The 16,222-nt window shown below is 72.8% G+C and carries 17 protein-coding genes; 4 read left to right on the top strand and 13 right to left on the bottom strand.

All coding sequences use genetic code 11. The features are described from left to right. Positions 1–113: 113 nt before the first annotated feature. Positions 114–500: a hypothetical protein gene (locus AB0F13_RS08890; RefSeq protein WP_362077451.1), complete on the top strand. Its 387-nt coding sequence runs from the start codon at positions 114–116 to the stop codon at positions 498–500. Between the two features lie 25 nt (positions 501–525). Here the strand turns inward: AB0F13_RS08890 and AB0F13_RS08885 are convergent, their stop codons facing one another. From AB0F13_RS08885 to AB0F13_RS08865, 5 genes are all read right to left on the bottom strand, one after another. Continuing rightward, positions 526–1,146, bottom strand: a complete 621-nt coding sequence (locus AB0F13_RS08885; RefSeq protein ID WP_362077448.1) for a GPP34 family phosphoprotein — start codon at positions 1,144–1,146, stop codon at positions 526–528. A gap of 23 nt (positions 1,147–1,169) precedes the next feature. Beyond that, positions 1,170–1,484 (bottom strand): Uma2 family endonuclease, encoded by a 315-nt coding sequence (locus AB0F13_RS08880; RefSeq protein ID WP_362077445.1) that lies wholly within the window; start codon positions 1,482–1,484, stop codon positions 1,170–1,172. Between the two features lie 59 nt (positions 1,485–1,543). Next, a complete protein-coding gene (locus AB0F13_RS08875; RefSeq protein ID WP_362077442.1) occupies positions 1,544–2,407 on the bottom strand; it encodes a hypothetical protein in 864 nt (287 codons plus the stop codon). A 545-nt stretch (positions 2,408–2,952) separates the two neighbouring features. Then, complete coding sequence (locus tag AB0F13_RS08870) at positions 2,953–3,129, bottom strand: DUF397 domain-containing protein (RefSeq protein ID WP_362077439.1); 177 nt, start codon at positions 3,127–3,129, stop codon at positions 2,953–2,955. Positions 3,130–3,134: 5 nt separating this feature from the next. Further along, a complete protein-coding gene (locus tag AB0F13_RS08865) occupies positions 3,135–3,944 on the bottom strand; it encodes a helix-turn-helix transcriptional regulator (RefSeq protein WP_362077436.1) in 810 nt (269 codons plus the stop codon). Between the two features lie 198 nt (positions 3,945–4,142). Between AB0F13_RS08865 and AB0F13_RS08860 the strand changes: the two genes are divergently transcribed. Then, the gene (locus AB0F13_RS08860) at positions 4,143–4,775 is read left to right on the top strand and encodes a Uma2 family endonuclease (protein ID WP_362077433.1); all 633 of its coding nucleotides are present in this window, start codon (positions 4,143–4,145) and stop codon (positions 4,773–4,775) included. A 299-nt stretch (positions 4,776–5,074) separates the two neighbouring features. Here AB0F13_RS08860 and tsaD read toward each other — a convergent pair whose 3' ends face one another. From tsaD to tsaB, 3 genes are read right to left on the bottom strand one after another with little or no spacing between them, the layout of a single operon-like run. Further along, on the bottom strand, positions 5,075–6,202 hold the full coding sequence (gene tsaD, locus AB0F13_RS08855) for a tRNA (adenosine(37)-N6)-threonylcarbamoyltransferase complex transferase subunit TsaD (RefSeq protein WP_362077430.1): 1,128 nt from the start codon (positions 6,200–6,202) through the stop codon (positions 5,075–5,077). Continuing rightward, the gene (gene rimI, locus AB0F13_RS08850; RefSeq protein ID WP_362078050.1) at positions 6,186–6,683 is read right to left on the bottom strand and encodes a ribosomal protein S18-alanine N-acetyltransferase; all 498 of its coding nucleotides are present in this window, start codon (positions 6,681–6,683) and stop codon (positions 6,186–6,188) included. The genes tsaD and rimI overlap by 17 nt, the downstream gene beginning before the upstream one ends. Positions 6,684–6,715: 32 nt before the next feature. After that, positions 6,716–7,384 carry a tRNA (adenosine(37)-N6)-threonylcarbamoyltransferase complex dimerization subunit type 1 TsaB gene (gene tsaB, locus AB0F13_RS08845; protein ID WP_362077427.1) on the bottom strand — a complete coding sequence of 223 codons (669 nt, stop codon included), beginning with the start codon at positions 7,382–7,384 and terminating at the stop codon, positions 6,716–6,718. A gap of 183 nt (positions 7,385–7,567) precedes the next feature. Here tsaB and AB0F13_RS08840 point away from each other — a divergent pair, with 183 nt between their 5' ends. After that, positions 7,568–8,164: a hypothetical protein gene (locus tag AB0F13_RS08840; RefSeq protein ID WP_362077424.1), complete on the top strand. Its 597-nt coding sequence runs from the start codon at positions 7,568–7,570 to the stop codon at positions 8,162–8,164. 411 nt (positions 8,165–8,575) lie between these two features. Here the strand turns inward: AB0F13_RS08840 and AB0F13_RS08835 are convergent, their stop codons facing one another. From AB0F13_RS08835 to alr, 4 genes are all read right to left on the bottom strand, one after another. Next, positions 8,576–8,839 (bottom strand): hypothetical protein, encoded by a 264-nt coding sequence (locus AB0F13_RS08835; RefSeq protein ID WP_362077422.1) that lies wholly within the window; start codon positions 8,837–8,839, stop codon positions 8,576–8,578. 206 nt (positions 8,840–9,045) lie between these two features. Continuing rightward, the gene (gene tsaE, locus AB0F13_RS08830; RefSeq protein ID WP_362077419.1) at positions 9,046–9,579 is read right to left on the bottom strand and encodes a tRNA (adenosine(37)-N6)-threonylcarbamoyltransferase complex ATPase subunit type 1 TsaE; all 534 of its coding nucleotides are present in this window, start codon (positions 9,577–9,579) and stop codon (positions 9,046–9,048) included. A 40-nt stretch (positions 9,580–9,619) separates the two neighbouring features. After that, the gene (locus tag AB0F13_RS08825) at positions 9,620–10,840 is read right to left on the bottom strand and encodes an alpha/beta hydrolase (RefSeq protein ID WP_362077416.1); all 1,221 of its coding nucleotides are present in this window, start codon (positions 10,838–10,840) and stop codon (positions 9,620–9,622) included. Position 10,841: 1 nt separating this feature from the next. Next, entirely contained in the window at positions 10,842–12,026 is a 1,185-nt protein-coding gene (gene alr, locus AB0F13_RS08820; RefSeq protein ID WP_362077413.1) for an alanine racemase, read from the bottom strand. Between the two features lie 82 nt (positions 12,027–12,108). Between alr and AB0F13_RS08815 the strand changes: the two genes are divergently transcribed. Then, positions 12,109–13,551, top strand: a complete 1,443-nt coding sequence (locus AB0F13_RS08815; RefSeq protein WP_362077410.1) for an NAD(P)H-hydrate dehydratase — start codon at positions 12,109–12,111, stop codon at positions 13,549–13,551. A 40-nt stretch (positions 13,552–13,591) separates the two neighbouring features. On the opposite strand, the gene AB0F13_RS08810 is transcribed toward AB0F13_RS08815, so the two are convergent. Next, positions 13,592–16,156: an NACHT domain-containing protein gene (locus tag AB0F13_RS08810; RefSeq protein ID WP_362077408.1), complete on the bottom strand. Its 2,565-nt coding sequence runs from the start codon at positions 16,154–16,156 to the stop codon at positions 13,592–13,594. Positions 16,157–16,222 lie beyond the last annotated feature (66 nt).

The following is a 16,222-nucleotide window of genomic DNA, read 5'->3' as shown; positions in this document are numbered from 1 at the left end:
GCCCGGTGTGCGGCCAGCGGTTCGATCTACTGCGGACATCCCCGCCATGCTCTGTTCTGGTGACCTACGCGGCATGAACGTATCCGCGCCCGGGCACGACCGTTGCGCTGGGCGTGAGGACGCACCGCACGGGCTCTGCTCTCGCCCTGTTCATCGGCTTGCTCACCGGCATCGCGCTGCCCGCGGCGCCGGCATGGGCCGGCGGCCTCGGCGCCGGCATCCTCTCCCCAGCCGTCGACAACGGCTGCGCCAACCACGACTGGCGATCCACCGCCCGCGGTGGCACGACCACCGCCGCCGGAGCCGCTGGAGGCGACCGGGTGGCGGTCCCTGTTGCCGGCCCCCTCAACCAGTGCGGCGGCGCCGACGTCCCGGTCTCCCTCGACCAGCTCTTGAAAAAGTCGATCGACATCCAAGGGGGGCAGGCCACCATCGGCGAGCTGATGAATGCTGCCGCTGCCACCAATCGCGTCACCTTTGACCCCGCGGCGTTTGAGTAAGTCGCTGCCGGGGCCGGTAACGGCGTCAGTCGCCCCGCCAGATGTTGTCGAAGGCCGACTGCTCGATGGCTCGCCGTTGCCGGAGGAGCTCCAGCTCCATCACCGCGCCATTGACCGCGGCGAGCACGGTGTCCACCGCGTCGTCGGCCACGCCCGGAGCGGCGGCCTCCGCGTTCCCCTCGTCGCGGATCCCGACGGCCGTCACGAGGGCGGTCAGGGCGGGCTTGCCGGTCTGCCGGAGCTCCCCCGCCAGTCGGCGCCCGGACGCATCGGTCAGCACTGGCCGACCGGGCCGGAAAGTCATCCAGCTGCGACGCTGCCGCCTGACGTGCCCGTCCGCCTCAAGAGCGGCCACGTAGGCCGAGGCCAGGTCGCGTCCCCTGCGCCACAGCCAGTCGTCGACCGACTCGTACGGTGCTTCCCGGACGAGGGCGGCCACGGCCTGGTCCAGCAGGCGGTCAGCCGTCTCCGTCCGGTGGCCGGGCACGATCCGATCGCCCTGATCACCGCCCAGCGTGACGGCCCCGGCGGCCAGCAGATCGATCAGCTCGGCGCCCGCCAGCGCCAGCGAGATCTCACCTCGCTCGACGGGGTGGCCGGGCGCCTCGTCCATGACGGTGATCACCAAGTCCCGGGGTGTGGTCATGGAAACGCTCCAGGGGTAGCCGATCAGTCCGCGAACTTTTTGAGCTGCTCGGTTTCCAGCGTGAACCCGACCGGGGCGGGGAGCTCGACCGGCATGCCGTACGGCCGTGACGTCAGGCTGCGGTAGCTGCCGTCCTTCGGTTCGGAGTGGACCGTGGCCGTGCAGTCTTCGGGGTCGATGAGGAGGTAGACCGGGATCTCCGCTGCCGCGTAGGCGTCGCGCTTCTTCAGGCACAGCTTCTGGAGCCACCTGATGATCTCGTCGTGATCCCCGTCCGGCACCGGCTTGACCTCGATCTTTCCATTGATCAACTCCAGGCGCACGGTGTCGGGGGTCATGGCGTCGCCTCCTTGCCCCCATCGTGCCCCGACATCGGGTGGTGCGTCATGCACCGCGGTCATGCGTGATTCCTTTCGGGTTCGCGGTTGATCGCCCGGAGGAGGGCCGCCTTTGCGTGCACCTCCTCCGGCGAGAGGGCCGCCGGTGCGGCGACCGTATGTGGTTCGCCCCGGCAGTCGCGGCAGAGGCCACCGGGGAGCGCCTCCGGGCGGCCGGGGGCGGCGCAGACGGTGCACTCGACGAGCCGGAGCGTCGGGGCCGCCGCGTCCGGCCGCTGCTCGGGAGGCAGCTTGTCGACGAGTCGACGGCGGGCCAGCGCCGCCGCATGATGCACGGGCGACGGCAGCCCGTCTGTGAGGGCCCGTACGACATGGCCCTCTCCGGCGCCCCGTTCCAGCCATGCCGCTGCCAGCGGTTCCAGGTCGACGCAGTCGGCGTGCGACAACGTCATGCGGGGGTCCGTGCGGCCGACGGTGGCCAGCACCGCGTACGCGCGTGAACGGCGCGCGGGCGCCGTCGGCTCGGGGACCTCACCCGTGAGGACGGACGTCCACCAGGCGTCGCCCCGCGCGGTGCGCGAGAAGTAAGAGCGCGTCACCCAGTGATAGGCGCCGTCGTCACCCTTGAGGTGTTCCTTTACCCGGCGCAGGTGCCCGGCTTCGGAGAGCCGTCGCAGGGCGGTACGACAGGCGGCCTGGCCGTATGCGGGGAGCTGGGCTGCCAGCGTTTTCGCGTCCATGGCCGCGCCCTCGGGCAGGCGGTCGACGAACACGGCGATCTGCGCCTCGCGGGGCGGGAGGTGTGCGAAGTCGGTGGCGGTGCGCGGGGATTGGTCCGGCGCGCTCTTCTTGCCGTAGCCCGACTTGGCCATCGGGTACGCGTGCGGGGCGCGCGCGGCGGCGCTAGGGTTGGCGTCAGCCATGGATCGACTCTCATTCGATCTTGATGGTCAGACCCCGGCTTGGTGCTGCTAACACCGACCGGGGTCGTCTATTGTTCCGGACGCTAGAGGATCGCGACGATGCGTCGCAACCGGATCACGGAAAGTGAACTGCGCGTGGTATACGCGTGGTTGGGGAGGGTGGGTGGGTTGAACCCACCGCCCATTCCTTACAAAGAGGGCTCGGAGCCCGGAGCTCAAGCCCCGGCATCAAAGAGCTCCGCTCCGCTGCGCTGCGCGGACATGAAGTGTCTCTGCGCCGCAGCGCGGCTTGGGCGGGGAGGGCCCCGGGGCTCCGCCCCTTGAGCCCGCCCGCTGCGCGGACTTGCCGTGCACATCCGGCACGGCAGTGTTCCCCCGATACCCGGGCCGCACGCCGCGCACCACTCCCGCTCCGGGCTCGCCCAGCAAGGCCGCGCCAGCGGGCGGCCTCCGGGGGCGGAGCCCCTGGTGCCTCCGCCCCCAAGCCGCGCAGCGGCGCAGCGCACACTCGCCACCGCGAAGCGAAGCGGAGCGACCCCCTGCGCTCAGCCCCCGACGGCGAGGGCAGCGACGAACGTCGCCCAGGAGGGCGCTGGGAAGGCCAGTTCCGGCCCGGGTATTCGCTTCGAGTCCCGGACCCGTACCTCCCGGGGCCCGGGGCTCACCTCGATGCAGTTGTCGGCGTGCTGATTGCTGTAGCTGGACTTAAACCACGAACTCATGCTGCTCACAGCTCCTCCAGCAGCTTGGCGATGAACCGAGCGGAATCATCTGGGCTGAGGGCCACTTGATAGATCAGCGAGAGAGCATGACCGATGTCGCTGACCCTTTCAGACTCGGTCACGAGCACCCCCGCGAAGCTGCCCTCCTGGTAGGCAATCCGCTCATTGCCGGGCAACTCCATCATGACGACTGAACCGTTGAGCCCCAGTTGATGCGCTCCACTCGGCATGACCTGGATCTTTACATTGCGCCGGGCGCCAACATGCAGCAAGTGCCGCAGCTGCCCCTTATGGGTCTCGATGTCGCCGAGTGGAACAGACAGAGGCGTCTCACCGATGACGAAGGAGAATGCCGTGGACTGTTTGTCCAGCGCTTGGTGGCGTCGAAGCCTGACGGCGACCCACTCGTCAATGGTCGTGTCATCCAGAGGTGGCCAGCGCTTACCAAACAGTGCCCGCGCGGTCCCCTCGGTCTGAAGCAACCCTGGGATGAGCATCGGCTCACTCGAACTCAGTGCGAGCGCTTCGGCCTCGTACTGGAAGTAGTCCTGCGCCGCCGACCGCGGCCCCTCCGGCTTGAGGAACGGGTGCGCCGCCTCCAGCAACCCACCCGCCCCGCACATCTGGTCCGCAACCTGCAGCACCCGCAAACTCGGCCGCCGCCGCCCCTGTTCCATCGACTTGATGGCCTCGTAGCCGTACCCGGCCTCCTTGGCCAGTTCCTCCCGCGAGACCCCGCCGCGCTCCCGCCACCGCTTCAGCTGATCCCCGCAGTACCGCCACCCGATCGGCGGCTGAGAGTCCGCTTCTCCCATGGGCCACCCCTTCCCATCGCTACTACATAAAGTAGCCACCTGGGAACACTCAGGTGTCGCAGATCACACACAGAGCCCACGCCCCGAACGGGTGAACCATCGCGTGATCGCACTTATCCGTACCGCCAGTCCGCCGACGATGCCGGTGGGGCACCCAGCCCAGGCGTAGCCTGGCATGAGCGACAAGGGAGGACAGCGATGACCGCCGATCCCATCACCGAGCCGGTGAACAAGCCGCACGAGCAGGACCCCATCGATCTACTGATCGCGATCGAGGAGGCGTCAGAGGCGCCGATTCGACCCGAGTACTTCGAGGGGATGGTGGTTGTGCCACCGCAGCCGGACTTCGAGCACGGCGACGTCGCCGGAGACATCTACCACCAGTTGCGCTGCGCCGGAATCCGGCTGGCCGGCTTCGGTATGGGCTTCCGCACCGGTGTGGACACAGAAGGCAAGGACGAGACCCTCTCTCTCGCCGTCCCTGACTTCTACGTTCTGCGCCGCAAGCCCACCGAACTGGACAAGGCATACCTCAAGGTTCACAAGGGCTGGTACCCGATGGACCTGCTCGCCCTCGTCGGGGAGGTGACGTCCAGCAATCACGAGACGGACACCGGCCCCAAGTACCGCAGTTACGCCGCTGCGGGGGTCCCGATCTATGTGCTCGTCAACCGAGAAGAGAACCGGGTGTACGTCCATACGAACCCGGTTGCCGACCAGGACGAGCCCAGGAAGAGCTTCTACCGCACGACGTCGACTGCCACGCCGGGTGAGAAGCTGCCGCTTCCTGCCCCCTACCCGCCGCTGGACACCTCAGCGCTGCTCCCCTGACCTGCCTGCCCCATTACCTTGGCTCGCCAGCTCGCAACGAAGCGGTTCATAGGGCCGAAGTCCCGGAGCCGGATCACCTCGTCAGCTACCTCGGCCAGTTCCTCGCTATAGGCAGCCAGCGAATCCGGCATGACCGTTGTGACGGCTTGCCGCAACTCAGCCAGCGTGGTGCGCTGCTGCGCAGAAGCCACAGGTTCTCCCATGGACGGAATTCTGTTCCGTACGCTCACCGTACCCAGCCCAAACAGGCATCCGATCACCTGATCGAACGACTGCCGGGCGAGCCTTGACCGCTCGCCCTACGAGTACAGGTTGTCCTTGCTCAGCTCGTGGAAGTGGTCGTGGTCATGACTGTGCTCATGGGCGTGCCCGTGAGCACCCGGCACGTGCGTCTCCGTCACCGGCAGCGACGAGTCCGCCGACAGGTCCCACGACGACGCCGCGCGTCCCCGCGCCACCATCTCCGCGCCCAGCGCCGCCACCATCGCACCGTTGTCCGTGCACAGCTTCGGGTGCGGCACGCGCAGCGTGATGCCCGCGTCCTCGCACCGGCGCGCGGCCATGGCCCGTAGCCGCGTGTTCGCGGCGACGCCGCCGCCGATCATCAGATGGTCGACCCCGTTGTCCTTGCAGGCGCGGACGGCCTTGCGCGTCAGCACGTCGACGACCGCCTCCTGGAAGGAGGCCGCCACGTCCGCGACCGGGACGGTCTCACCCGCCGCGCGCTTGCCCTCGATCCAGCGGGCCACGGCAGTCTTGAGGCCGGAGAAGGAGAAGTCGTATATCGGGTCCCGGGGGCCGGTCAGGCCGCGGGGGAAGCGGATGGCGTCGGGGTCGCCGTCGCGGGCGTAGCGGTCGATGACCGGGCCGCCGGGGAAGCCGAGCTGGAGGACGCGGGCGATCTTGTCGAAGGCCTCGCCCGCCGCGTCGTCGATGGTGGAGCCGAGCGGGCGGACGTCGGAGGTGATGTCGGGGGCCAGCAGCAGCGAGGAGTGGCCGCCGCTCACCAGCAGGGCCATCGTCGGCTCGGGCAGCGCGCCGTGTTCGAGCTGGTCGACGCAGATGTGCGAGGCGAGGTGGTTGACGCCGTAGAGGGGCTTGCCCAGCGCATAGGCGTACGCCTTCGCCGCCGAGACGCCGACGAGCAGGGCGCCCGCGAGGCCGGGGCCCGCCGTGACCGCGATGCCGTCGAGGTCGGAAGCGGCGACACCCGCCTCCTTCAGGGCGCGCTGGATGGTGGGGACCATGGCCTCCAGGTGCGCGCGACTGGCGACCTCGGGGACCACGCCGCCGAAGCGGGCGTGCTCGTCGACGCTGGAGGCGACCGCGTCGGCCAGCAGCGTGTGACCGCGGACGATACCGACGCCGGTCTCGTCGCACGAGGTCTCGATGCCGAGGACGAGGGGTTCGTCAGCCTTGCGAGCCATGGGGGATTCCTTGCACTGCGGAGTTCGGATCGGAGAGGCGCATGACGAGCGCGTCGATGTTGCCGGGCTGGTAGTAGCCGCGGCGCACGCCCACGGGCTCGAAGCCGAAGCGCTCGTACAGGCGCTGGGCACGGGTGTTGTCGACGCGCACCTCGAGCAGCACCTCGTGGCACTCGAAGGCCGTGGCGGTCGTCAGCAGTTCGGCGAGGAGGCGGGCGCCGAGGCCCGTGCTCCAGTGGTCCTGGTCCACGGCGATGGTCTGGACGTCGCCGGTGCCGTCGATGGCGGCGAGCCCGGCGTAACCGATGATGCGGGGCTGCCCGTCGGCGGCGGGCAGGTCCTCGGCCACGACGTAGCGCCGGTTGGCGTTCGCGCCGCGCGCGTGCGCCAGCTCGGACCAGAAGAGCCCTTTGGACCACGCGTCGTACGGGAAGAGCTCGCGCTCCAGCTCCAGCACCGGTGCGATGTCCCACCAGCGCATCTCGCGGATGCGCACGGTCGCGGTCGACGTGCTCACTGGGGTGTGACCACCTTGTAGTTGGCCGGAACCTGCGCGTCCGGGCGGCGCAGGTACAGCGGCTGGTCCGGCAGGAACTCCCCGCCGGTGCGCAGCTTCTCCGCGGCCAGCGCGGCCAGCGCACCGGCCGACTGGTGCTGGGGCAGGTCGGCCCGTACGTCGGTGAAGGCATCCGGGTAGAGGACCGCGCCCGCGCCGACGGCCGTGAGGCCGGCGACCCGCTCGGCGAGCTCGGCCGGGCGGTCCACCGCGGGCTCGGTCAGGCGCGTACGGGCGTCGGCGTACCGGGCCCAGTAGACCTCCTTGCGGCGGGCGTCCGTCGCCACGACGAATTCGCCCTCCAGGCCCGCCTGCCCGGCCGCGTACGCGATGCCGTCGAGCGTGCACAGGCTGTGGACGGGGACGGACAGCACGGCGCCGAAGGTCGCGGCGGTGACGATCCCGACGCGCAGGCCGGTGTAGGGGCCGGGGCCGACGCCCACGACGATGCCGGTGACGGCGTTCAGTTCGCGGCCCGCCTCGCCGAGCACCCGGTCCACGGCGGGCAGCAGCAGCTCCCCGTGCCGACGGGCGTCGACCTGGCTGGACTCGGCGACGACGGACTCGCCGTCGTAAAGGGCGACGGTGACAGCGGGGGTGGCGGTATCCAGAGCGAGCAGCAGCACGAGACAAGCGTACGGCGCGCCATGGGGCGTGCGGTGCGCGCATGGGCCCCGGCCGGGGGCGCGGCGGGGGCACGGACCGGGTGCTACGGTCAGCCGCAAAGCCGTACGAGCAGTACGACCAGTACGAGCGGTACCGGCGACACCGCAGGACAAAGCCGTACGCAGGACGAAAGGGTGCGCAGCGTGGCACGCAGCAGCTCGGGGGTCATCGTGGCCGCGCTCACGGCGGCGGCACTGGCCGGAGTCGGCTTCCTGGCCTACCAGGCGGAGGCCGCGCCCGACCGTCCCGCGAGCTCGCACGCCGCGGGCCGGGGCTCGTCGGACAAGGCGAAGGACCAGGGCTCGGACGCCTCGGGCAAGGGCACCGGCGCCACCGGCCAGGGCCAGGGCGCCGACGCGGCGCCGGACGGCTCGGGCACGGGCCTGCGGGTCGTCTACGGGCTCGGGCAGAAGCGGGTGTGGCTGGTCGGCTCCGACGGCAAGGTCATCCGCAGCTACGAGGTGGCGCCCAGCACCGTGAACCCGCCGCCGGGGAACTACGCGGTGACCTCGCGGTCGCCGAACGTCACCGGTTCGGACGGGATTCCGGTCGAGCACGTGGTGCGCTTCCACCGGGACGCCGTCACCGGCATCGTCTTCGGCTTCAGCGCGGCGGTGGACGGCTCGTCGCCGGACCCGGCCTCGGCGAAGAAGACGGGCGCGATCCGCGAGAAGCCGGCGGACGGCCGGGCGATGTGGGAGTTCGCGGTCGCCGACACGAAGGTCGTCGTCGTCCCGTAAGGAACGCGACAACCGCGAGGCCCCAGGGCCGCGGAGCCTCGTGAAGACCCGCGGAAGACCCGCGGAAGACCCGCGGAAGACCCGCGGAAGACCCGCGAAGACCCCCCGAGGCCCGCGACGCCGGGCGATGCCGCACGGTCCGTGTCACCCGTCCGGGCTACACGGCACGCATCGCGCGTCGCAGCCGCACGGGACGGATCGTGCGTCGCCCGGTCGCACGGGACGGATCGTGCGTCGCCCGGTCGCACGGGACTGGTTCGAGCGCCGCCCGGTCGCACGGCACGGGCCGACCACCGGAGCCCCACGGGACGGGCCGACCGCCACCCGCCGCACGGCACCGGTCAATCACCGCAGCCCCACGAAACGGGCCGACCGCCGCAGTCCCCACCACGCGGAGCACGCGCCGCAGCCTCAGGCGGCGTCCCGCTGGATGGGCCGCTGGCGCGTCCGCGGCCCGGCTTCGCGCGCCTCGTCCTCCGCCTCGTCCTCCGGCGCGTGCTCCGCCCCGTCCCCCGCCCCGTTCCCCGCCCCGTCCTCCGGCGCGTCCGGCGCGGGTGCCTTGGGCGGCGTGGAGACGGCGTCGGCCGCGGCGCAGGACGCGAGGAGGTCACGCATCGACGGGGGGCGCTCCTCGGAGCGGTCCGCCTCGGCGGCAGTGGGCTCTTGGGCCGGCATCAACGCCTCCTGGGGCAGCTCGGGCCGGGCAGAGAAGTTAGGTAGACCTAACTGGCTCTCCGTACTCCATGTGACCACGCCCGGCGGCGCACGCGCAACATCTTGCCGACGCCTTGTCGGAACGCACAGCAGAGCGTACTGCGAGGCGTGCCCCAGGAGGTACGGCGAAGCCTGCCGCGGACGCGCCGCGAGCCCGCGCTCGGGGGTCAGCCCAGCGACGTGAGATCCGCGCCCGCCCAGCGCTCACCGACGCCGGTAATGGTCACACTGCGTACATCGTCGGCGTCGTCGGCCGGGGCATCCAGACCCACCGCCCGCTCGATGACGACCCGCAGCCGGTCCTCCGACAGCTCCTCGACCTTGCCGTCGCCCCACTCGACGACGATCACGGACTCCGGCAGCGAGACGTCGAGGTCCAGGTCCTCCATCTCGTCCAGGCCGCCCGAGAGCCGGTAGGCGTCGACGTGGACCAGGGCGGGGCCGTCGCCCAGCGGCGGGTGCACTCGGGCGATGACGAAGGTCGGGGAGGTCACGGCGCCGCGGACGCCGAGCCCCTCGCCCAGTCCGCGGGTCATCGTCGTCTTGCCGGCGCCCAGCTCACCGGAGAGCAGGACCAGGTCGCCCGGGCGCAGCAGCGCGGCCAGCCTGCGGCCCAGCTCGCGCATGTCCTCGGCGGACTTGACCGTGAGCTGCGTGGCCGCGGCCGCCGGAGCCGCGGAGGTGTCGTGCGGGACGTTCATATCCGCCGATGGTACGGGGCCGCGGCGGCAGTACGAAGTCTCAGGCGCCCGGCTGCGCCCCGGCCGGGCGCTCCTGCGGGACCTCGCCCACGCCGGCCGCGGCCAGCAGCCCGGCCAGGTGCGCGCCAACCGTCGCCGGCTGCTCCAGCATCACCAGATGCCCCGCTCCCGGGACGATGACCAGCTCGGCGTCCGGCAGCGCCCCGGCGATGACCTCGCTGTGCCCGCTCGGCGTGATCAGGTCCTTCTCGCCCGCCAGGACCAGCACGGGCAGGTGGTCAAAGGCGGCCAGCGCCGCCACCTTGTCGTGCGCGTCGAAGGCGGGGTAGAACGCGGCGACCACGTCCACGGGCGTCGCCTCGATCAGCCGCTCGGCGAACCGGGCGACGGCGGGGTCGACGTCCTTCGACCCGAACGAATAGCGCTTGATGATGCCCGCGAAGAGGTCCGCGGTCGCCCGCCGTCCCCTCTCGATGAGCTCGGTCTGCGCCACCATCAGCTTGAAGGCGCCCGGCAGGACGGCCCGGCGCATCAGGTTCATGCCGGCGGCCGGGAGCCCGAACGTGACCTCGGAGAGCCTGCCCGAGGACGTGCCGATGAAGGCAGCGCCGACGACGCGCTCGGCGATCAGCCGGGGGTGGTGGGCGGCCAGGGCCATGGTCGTCATGCCGCCCATCGAGTGCCCCACCAGCACCAGCGGCCCCTCCGGGGCGGCGGCGTCGATGACGGCCTTCAGGTCGCGGCCGAGCAGGTCGATGCTGACGTCCTCGGTGCCCTCGCCGCTCCTGGCGCAGGCGGAGCGGCCGTGGCTGCGCTGGTCCCAGAAAACGGTGCGGACGGCGCCGCGCAGGGCGGCGCGCTGGAAGTGCCAGGAGTCCTGGTTGAGGCAGTAGCCGTGGCTGAAGACGACGGTGACGGGGGGCCCGGGCCGACGGCCGAAGAACCGGGGGCCCCGCCGGCCGCCTTCGGCCGGCTCGACCTCGTCCACCTCGTAGTGGAGCTCGGTGCCGTCCTCGGCGACCGCGATGCCGGGGGTGCCGCGCAGTGTTCCGTACGGGCCGGCCGCGTCCAGCGCGAGCCGCGCCTTGCGGCGCATGCCGCGCCCGACGGTGAGCCGCTCCAGGGCGACGCCAGCCGCGGCCCCGGCGGCGACGACTCCGACCGCCGCGCCCGCGACGCCCGCCCCGCGCCGCCAGGCGGCCGCGCCCACGCCCGCGACCGCTGTGACCTGCTTGCCCGTACTGTCGCCGCCCTCGCTCATCTCACGCCCCCGTGTCGCCGCTCTCGGTGCCGCCCTCGTCGCCTTCCCGGATCTCTCCCACATAGACGCGCGGAACGCGCGCGGAGATGCGTGTGACGACCTCATAGGCGATGGTTCCGGTCGCCCGTGCCCAGTCCTCGGCGGTCGGTTCGCCCCGGTCCCCGGGGCCGAAGAGCACCGCTTCCTCGCCCGGCTGCGCGCTGTCGCCGCCCAGGTCGACGACGAACTGGTCCATCGCCACCCGGCCCGCGACCGTGCGCCACTTGCCGCCGACCAGCACCGGGCCGGTGCCGGAGGCGGCACGCGGGATGCCGTCCGCGTACCCGACGGGAACCAGCGCGAGGGTGGTCCCGCCGGGTGTCGTGTACAGATGGCCGTAAGAGACACCGTGGCCGCCCGGCACGCTCTTGACCGAGGCGAGGGAGGCGGACAGCGTCATGACCGGCTTGAGCCCGAGCTCCTCGGGCGTGCCGACCTCGGGGCTCGGCGAGATGCCGTAGACCGCCACTCCGGTCCGTACGAGATCGAACTGGGCCTCGGGGAGGGTGAGGACCGCCGGGGAGTTGGCGATGTGACGGACCTCGGGGGCCAGCCCCTGGGCCTCGGCGTAGGCCACGGCGTCCTTGAAGACGCCCAGCTGGGCCTGGATGGAGGGGTGCCCCGGCTCGTCGGCGCACGCGAAGTGCGACCACACGCCGGTGACCCGTACCAGGCCGGCGAGCTCGGCGTCCCGGGCGGCGGCGACGAGCTTCTCCCAGTCGGCGGGCTGGCAGCCGTTGCGGCCGAGACCGGTGTCGATCTTCAGCTGTACGCGGGCGGGGCGGCCCGCGGCGCGCACGGCCCCGGTCAGCTCCTCAAGGGCCCACAGGCCGCTGACGGAGACGTCGATATCGGCCTCGACGGCCTCGCGCCAGGGGCCTCCGGGCGTCCACAGCCAGCACATCAGCCGGCCCGTGTCCCCTGCTGCGCGCAGCGCCAGCGCCTCGTGCGGAGTGGCCGTACCGAGCCACTCCGCTCCGGCCTGCCGGGCGGCTTTCGCGCAGGGCACCGCGCCGTGGCCGTACGCGTTCGCCTTCACGACGGCCATCAGCTGCGCCCGCGGGGCGCGGGCCCGCAGAGCACGTACGTTGGCCCGCAGGGCGGCCAGGTCGACCACTGCACGGGCGCGCATCGCTGTCTCACTCATCCCGGCCAGTGTCTCAGGCCACGGCACCCGGCGGGGCCGGGGTGGGGTGTCGCGTGCGGGACGGCTGGGGAAGGCTGGGCGCATGAGGACTGGCTACAGCGTGGAGACCGTACGGGCCGCCGAGCGCGCGCTCATGGCCGAACTCCCCGAGGGCGCGCTGATGCAGCGCGCGGCGGCCGGCCTGGCCGCGGCGTGCGCGGATCTGCTCGGGCGCGTCTACGGCGCGCGGGTGGCGTTGCTGACCGGCAGCGGGGACAACGGGGGCGACGCGCTGTACGCGGGGGCCCGCCTGGCCCGGCGGGGCGCGGGGGTGACGGCGGTCCTGCTGGCGCCGGAGCGGGCGCACGCGGGCGGGCTGCGGGCGCTGCGGCGGGCCGGCGGACGGGTGGTGGCCGCCGCGGACGGGGTGCCGGCGGTGCGCCGGGCGGATCTCGTCGTGGACGGCATCGTCGGCATCGGGGGCAGGGGCGGCCTGCGGCCCGGCGCGGAGAGCCTGGTGATGGCGGCGGAGGAGGCCGGAGCCCTGGTCCTCGCCGTGGACCTGCCCAGCGGCGTCGACGCGGACACCGGCGAGGTGCGCGGCGCGGCGGTGCGCGCCGACGCGACGGTCACCTTCGGCACGTACAAGCCCGGGCTGCTCATCGACCCGGCGCGCGAGCACGCGGGGGCGCTGCGCCTGGTCGACATCGGGCTCGGGCCGTGGCTGCCGGACGAGCCCGGCGTGGAGGCCCTCCAGCACGCCGACGTGGCCGCGCTGCTGCCGCGCCCGGACGCCGAGAGCGACAAGTACCGCCGGGGCGTGGTCGGCATCGTGGCCGGCTCGGCCCGCTACCCGGGCGCGGCGGTGCTCGCCGTGGCGGGTGCCCTCAGCGGCGGCGCGGGCGCGGTGCGCTACGCCGGGCCGGCGGCGGAGGCGGTGATCGCACGCTTCCCGGAGACCCTGGTCTCGGCCGGCCCGCCCTCGAAGGCGGGCCGGGTGCAGGCCTGGGTGGCCGGTCCGGGCCTGGGTGACGGCGCCGAGGGCCGCCGGGCGCTGGCGGACGTACTGGCCTGTGACGTGCCGGTGCTCGTGGACGCGGACGGCCTGCGGCTGCTCGATCCGGAGACGGTACGCGCCCGGAGCGCGGCCACCGTCCTGACCCCGCACGCGGGCGAGGCCGCCGCCCTGCTGGGCCTCGCCCGCGAGGACGTGGAGTCCTCGCGCCTGGCCACGGTACGGGCGCTGGCCGAGCGGTTCGGCGTCACGGCGCTGCTCAAGGGCTCGACGACGCTGGTGGCCCATGGAGACCACGCGGTGCGGATCAACCCGACGGGGACCCCGTGGCTGGCGACGGCCGGCAGCGGGGACGTCCTGTCGGGCCTGACGGGCTCCCTGCTCGCGGCGGGCCTGACCGGCCGGGACGCGGCCTCCGTGGGCGCCTATCTGCACGGCCTGGCGGCCCGGGAGCTGGGCGCGGCGCCGATCACGGCGATGGGGGTGGCGCAGGAGATCCGGGGGGTGTGGCGGGACGTGTCGGCGGGGTGAGGCTCAGCCGGGCCGCCACCTGGTCCCGGCGGCGTGAGGCTCAGCCGGTTCGCCCCTGGTCCCGGTCCCGCTCGCCCCGCAGCCACACCTCGGGTCGCCCGCCGAGCCGCCTCAGCGCCTCCTCGTGGGCGCTGTTCTTGACGACGAACGCCAGCCCGTCCTCGTAGGAGAGCCTGCCGATCACCGCGTTCGCGTAGTGCTCGGTGTCGAAGCGGTCCCAGGCCCAGGCGAGCTGGGCCCGGACCTGCCGCGAGGGGTGCGTCGCGTACCGCGCCAGGAGGGGGATCGCCCGGTCGTCCGCCACGGTCGTGGCCGTGACGACGACCGCGTGGGCCACCTCGTCCGACAGCCCTTCGGGGCCCGGGAGCAGGTCCAGCACGATCTGTCCCGCCTCCGCCAGCGCCTTGGCCGACTCCGTGTCGCACGGCGGCACCAGCTCCGCCGCCGCCTTCTCGACCCGGGTCCGCACCTCGGGGTCGACCTCGGTCGCCTGCTCCAGGCAGGCCGCGGCCAGCAGGTGCAGCCGGTGGCGGTTGCCGTCCTCGCGGTCGCCGCGCTCCAGGAGCATCCGCAGCAGCTCCGCGCGTGCGCGGGGCGGTGCGTGGCCGACGGCCATCCGCAGCACGTCCTCCCACTGGTCGTCGTGGGCGTGGTTGACCAGCAGGTGGAAGTCCCAGTCGTCGACGGCGGCCTGGGCGCCCAGGTAGTCCTGGAAGGTGCGGTGGATGAAGTCGAGGGTGCCGGTGGTCGGCCGGCGCAGCAGTCCGCTGCGGACGACGAGGTGCCGCAGGATCTCCTCGGCGGTGCCCTTGGCCGCCACGGCCGGCATGGCGGGCAGGGCGCGTTCGAGGATCTCGACGGCCTTGTGCCACTCGATCTCGGACCGGCCGTTGCGGATCAGCCAGTAAGCGATCTTCTGTAACAGCGCGATCTGCGCCTGTTCGAGCTCCGGGCCCTCCAGGCCGACCACGATCTCCCGCTCGCGGTCGCGCCGGATCAGCAGCAGGTCCAGCGCCGCGCGGTAGAGCTCCATGCGGCCGTGCGGCAGGTATCCGCGGCGGGAGCGGTTGAGGGCGCAGATCAGCGCGCACATCAAGGGGTTGGTGGCCAGCCGTCCCAGGTCCCGCTTCGCGACGACGGCCGTGCTCAGGGACTCGCGGAGGATCCCCAGCCGCTCGTCGCCGTCCTGGCCCGCCGCGGTGTGCCACCGGTCGATGAAGGCCAGTACGTCCGCCCGGCTCATCGGCAGCAGTTCCAGCTCGGCGAAGCCGGCGTCCGCGAGCCAGCCCTCCCGTACCGCCGACGGCCGCGTGGTGATGACGTACCGCGCCTCGGGATAGGCGGCCAGCAGGTCCTTGACCCACTGCAGCGTGCGCCGGCGGTCGGCCTCGGGGACCTCGTCCACGCCGTCGATCAGCAGCAGCGCCGTGCCCTCGTCCAGCCGTGCGGTCACCCACCCGCGCGCCGCGGGCGCCCCGGCCAGTGGCCCGGCGGCGGCGGCGAGGAACTCCTCCGGCTGGGGAAGCTCACCCCTGCGGATGAGGGTCCGCAGCGGCAGCATCAGCGGCATGCAGCCGCTCAAGTGGCCCAGCTCCGGCGGCAGGTCACCGCGGGCGGTCGTCGTGGCCAGCCACTGCAGCAGCGTGGTCTTGCCCGACCCGGCGGCGCCCCGCAGCAGTACGCGCCGGTGCCCTGCCAGTGCCTCCTCCGCCCGCTGCGGCGAGGGCACTTCGCGTGCGCCGGCGTCCCCGCGGCGCGGGGCGGGCCCCTCCCCGTCCGTGGCCCGTGGGGCACCGGTCAGCTCCAGGCTGAGGTACGCGGCGTCCAGCGGCCAGGTCTCCCCCTCGCCGTCCGAGAGGGTCAGGCCGATGATGGTCAGCTCACCGGACTTCTCGATGACGTAGTCGCGCAGGCGTCGCTCGAAGGCCTCGATCTCCAGCTGCCGCGGCGACGCCAGTGAGCGCGACTCGGGCTTGTGCCCGGCCAGCAGGCACTCGCTGAGGAAGGTGAACTCCGACCACAAGGTGGCCGACGGGGTCACCGTGAGCCGGCCGTGCCGCCAGCCACCGGGGTCGGCGCACACCACTCCCGCGAGGAGCCCGTCCACGAACACCGCGGCGCCGGACATTCCCGCCCACGGCGAGCCGCCGTCGGCGGCGGGCGCGGGGACAGCGAACCCGCTGTCGAGCACGTGCCGGCCGCTGAGGAGGTTGCTGCCCGGTTTGAGGGTGCCGAGGACCTGCTCGGTGTCGAGCTCGCCGCACGCGTCGCGCTGCACGTGCGGGTAGCCGATGGCCTGGGCGTTCGGCCAGGCCCGCAGGTCGTACGCCCGCCCCCACACGAGCGGTTCGAAGGCGGGCGCGGCCTCCTCGGCCACCGGATCCCGCTCGGCGACGAGCAGCGCGGCATCGCAGCGGCGGTTGTCGTCGCGCGCCCACACCACCCGGCAGCGGACCCTGCCGACGCCACCCGGCACGATCACGGAGGGTGCCTCGCAGTCGCCCACCACATGCGCGGCGGTCAGCACCACATTCGGTGTGAGCAGATAGCCGCTCCCCTGACTCCGCCCGAATACCGCCGCAACGCGTTCCCTCGCCGGGTGCACAGCCCTCTCCCCCGTCGCTCTCCCAAGGGGACTTGACGATACGCCGGCTGCCGCACGGAGTCAGCG

This window comes from Streptomyces sp. NPDC026206, assembly GCF_040638465.1.
Taxonomy (GTDB): domain Bacteria; phylum Actinomycetota; class Actinomycetes; order Streptomycetales; family Streptomycetaceae; genus Streptomyces.
The sequence above is the reverse complement of the archived record's forward strand: the minus strand, read 5'-3'. Positions and strand labels throughout refer to the sequence as shown.

Coding starts and splice junctions, on each gene's coding strand:
- tsaE (WP_362077419.1), bottom strand. CDS start 9,579: ATGAACGTCCCGCACGACACCTCCGCGGCTCCGGCGGCCGCGGCCACG.
- AB0F13_RS08835 (WP_362077422.1), bottom strand. CDS start 8,839: ATGCCGGCCCAAGAGCCCACTGCCGCCGAGGCGGACCGCTCCGAGGAG.
- AB0F13_RS08880 (WP_362077445.1), bottom strand. CDS start 1,484: ATGACCCCCGACACCGTGCGCCTGGAGTTGATCAATGGAAAGATCGAG.
- AB0F13_RS08825 (WP_362077416.1), bottom strand. CDS start 10,840: ATGAGCGAGGGCGGCGACAGTACGGGCAAGCAGGTCACAGCGGTCGCG.
- AB0F13_RS08870 (WP_362077439.1), bottom strand. CDS start 3,129: ATGAGTTCGTGGTTTAAGTCCAGCTACAGCAATCAGCACGCCGACAAC.
- AB0F13_RS08875 (WP_362077442.1), bottom strand. CDS start 2,407: ATGGCTGACGCCAACCCTAGCGCCGCCGCGCGCGCCCCGCACGCGTAC.
- tsaD (WP_362077430.1), bottom strand. CDS start 6,202: ATGGCTCGCAAGGCTGACGAACCCCTCGTCCTCGGCATCGAGACCTCG.
- alr (WP_362077413.1), bottom strand. CDS start 12,026: ATGAGTGAGACAGCGATGCGCGCCCGTGCAGTGGTCGACCTGGCCGCC.
- AB0F13_RS08860 (WP_362077433.1), top strand. CDS start 4,143: ATGACCGCCGATCCCATCACCGAGCCGGTGAACAAGCCGCACGAGCAG.
- rimI (WP_362078050.1), bottom strand. CDS start 6,683: ATGCGCTGGTGGGACATCGCACCGGTGCTGGAGCTGGAGCGCGAGCTC.
- AB0F13_RS08815 (WP_362077410.1), top strand. CDS start 12,109: ATGAGGACTGGCTACAGCGTGGAGACCGTACGGGCCGCCGAGCGCGCG.
- AB0F13_RS08865 (WP_362077436.1), bottom strand. CDS start 3,944: ATGGGAGAAGCGGACTCTCAGCCGCCGATCGGGTGGCGGTACTGCGGG.
- AB0F13_RS08885 (WP_362077448.1), bottom strand. CDS start 1,146: ATGACCACACCCCGGGACTTGGTGATCACCGTCATGGACGAGGCGCCC.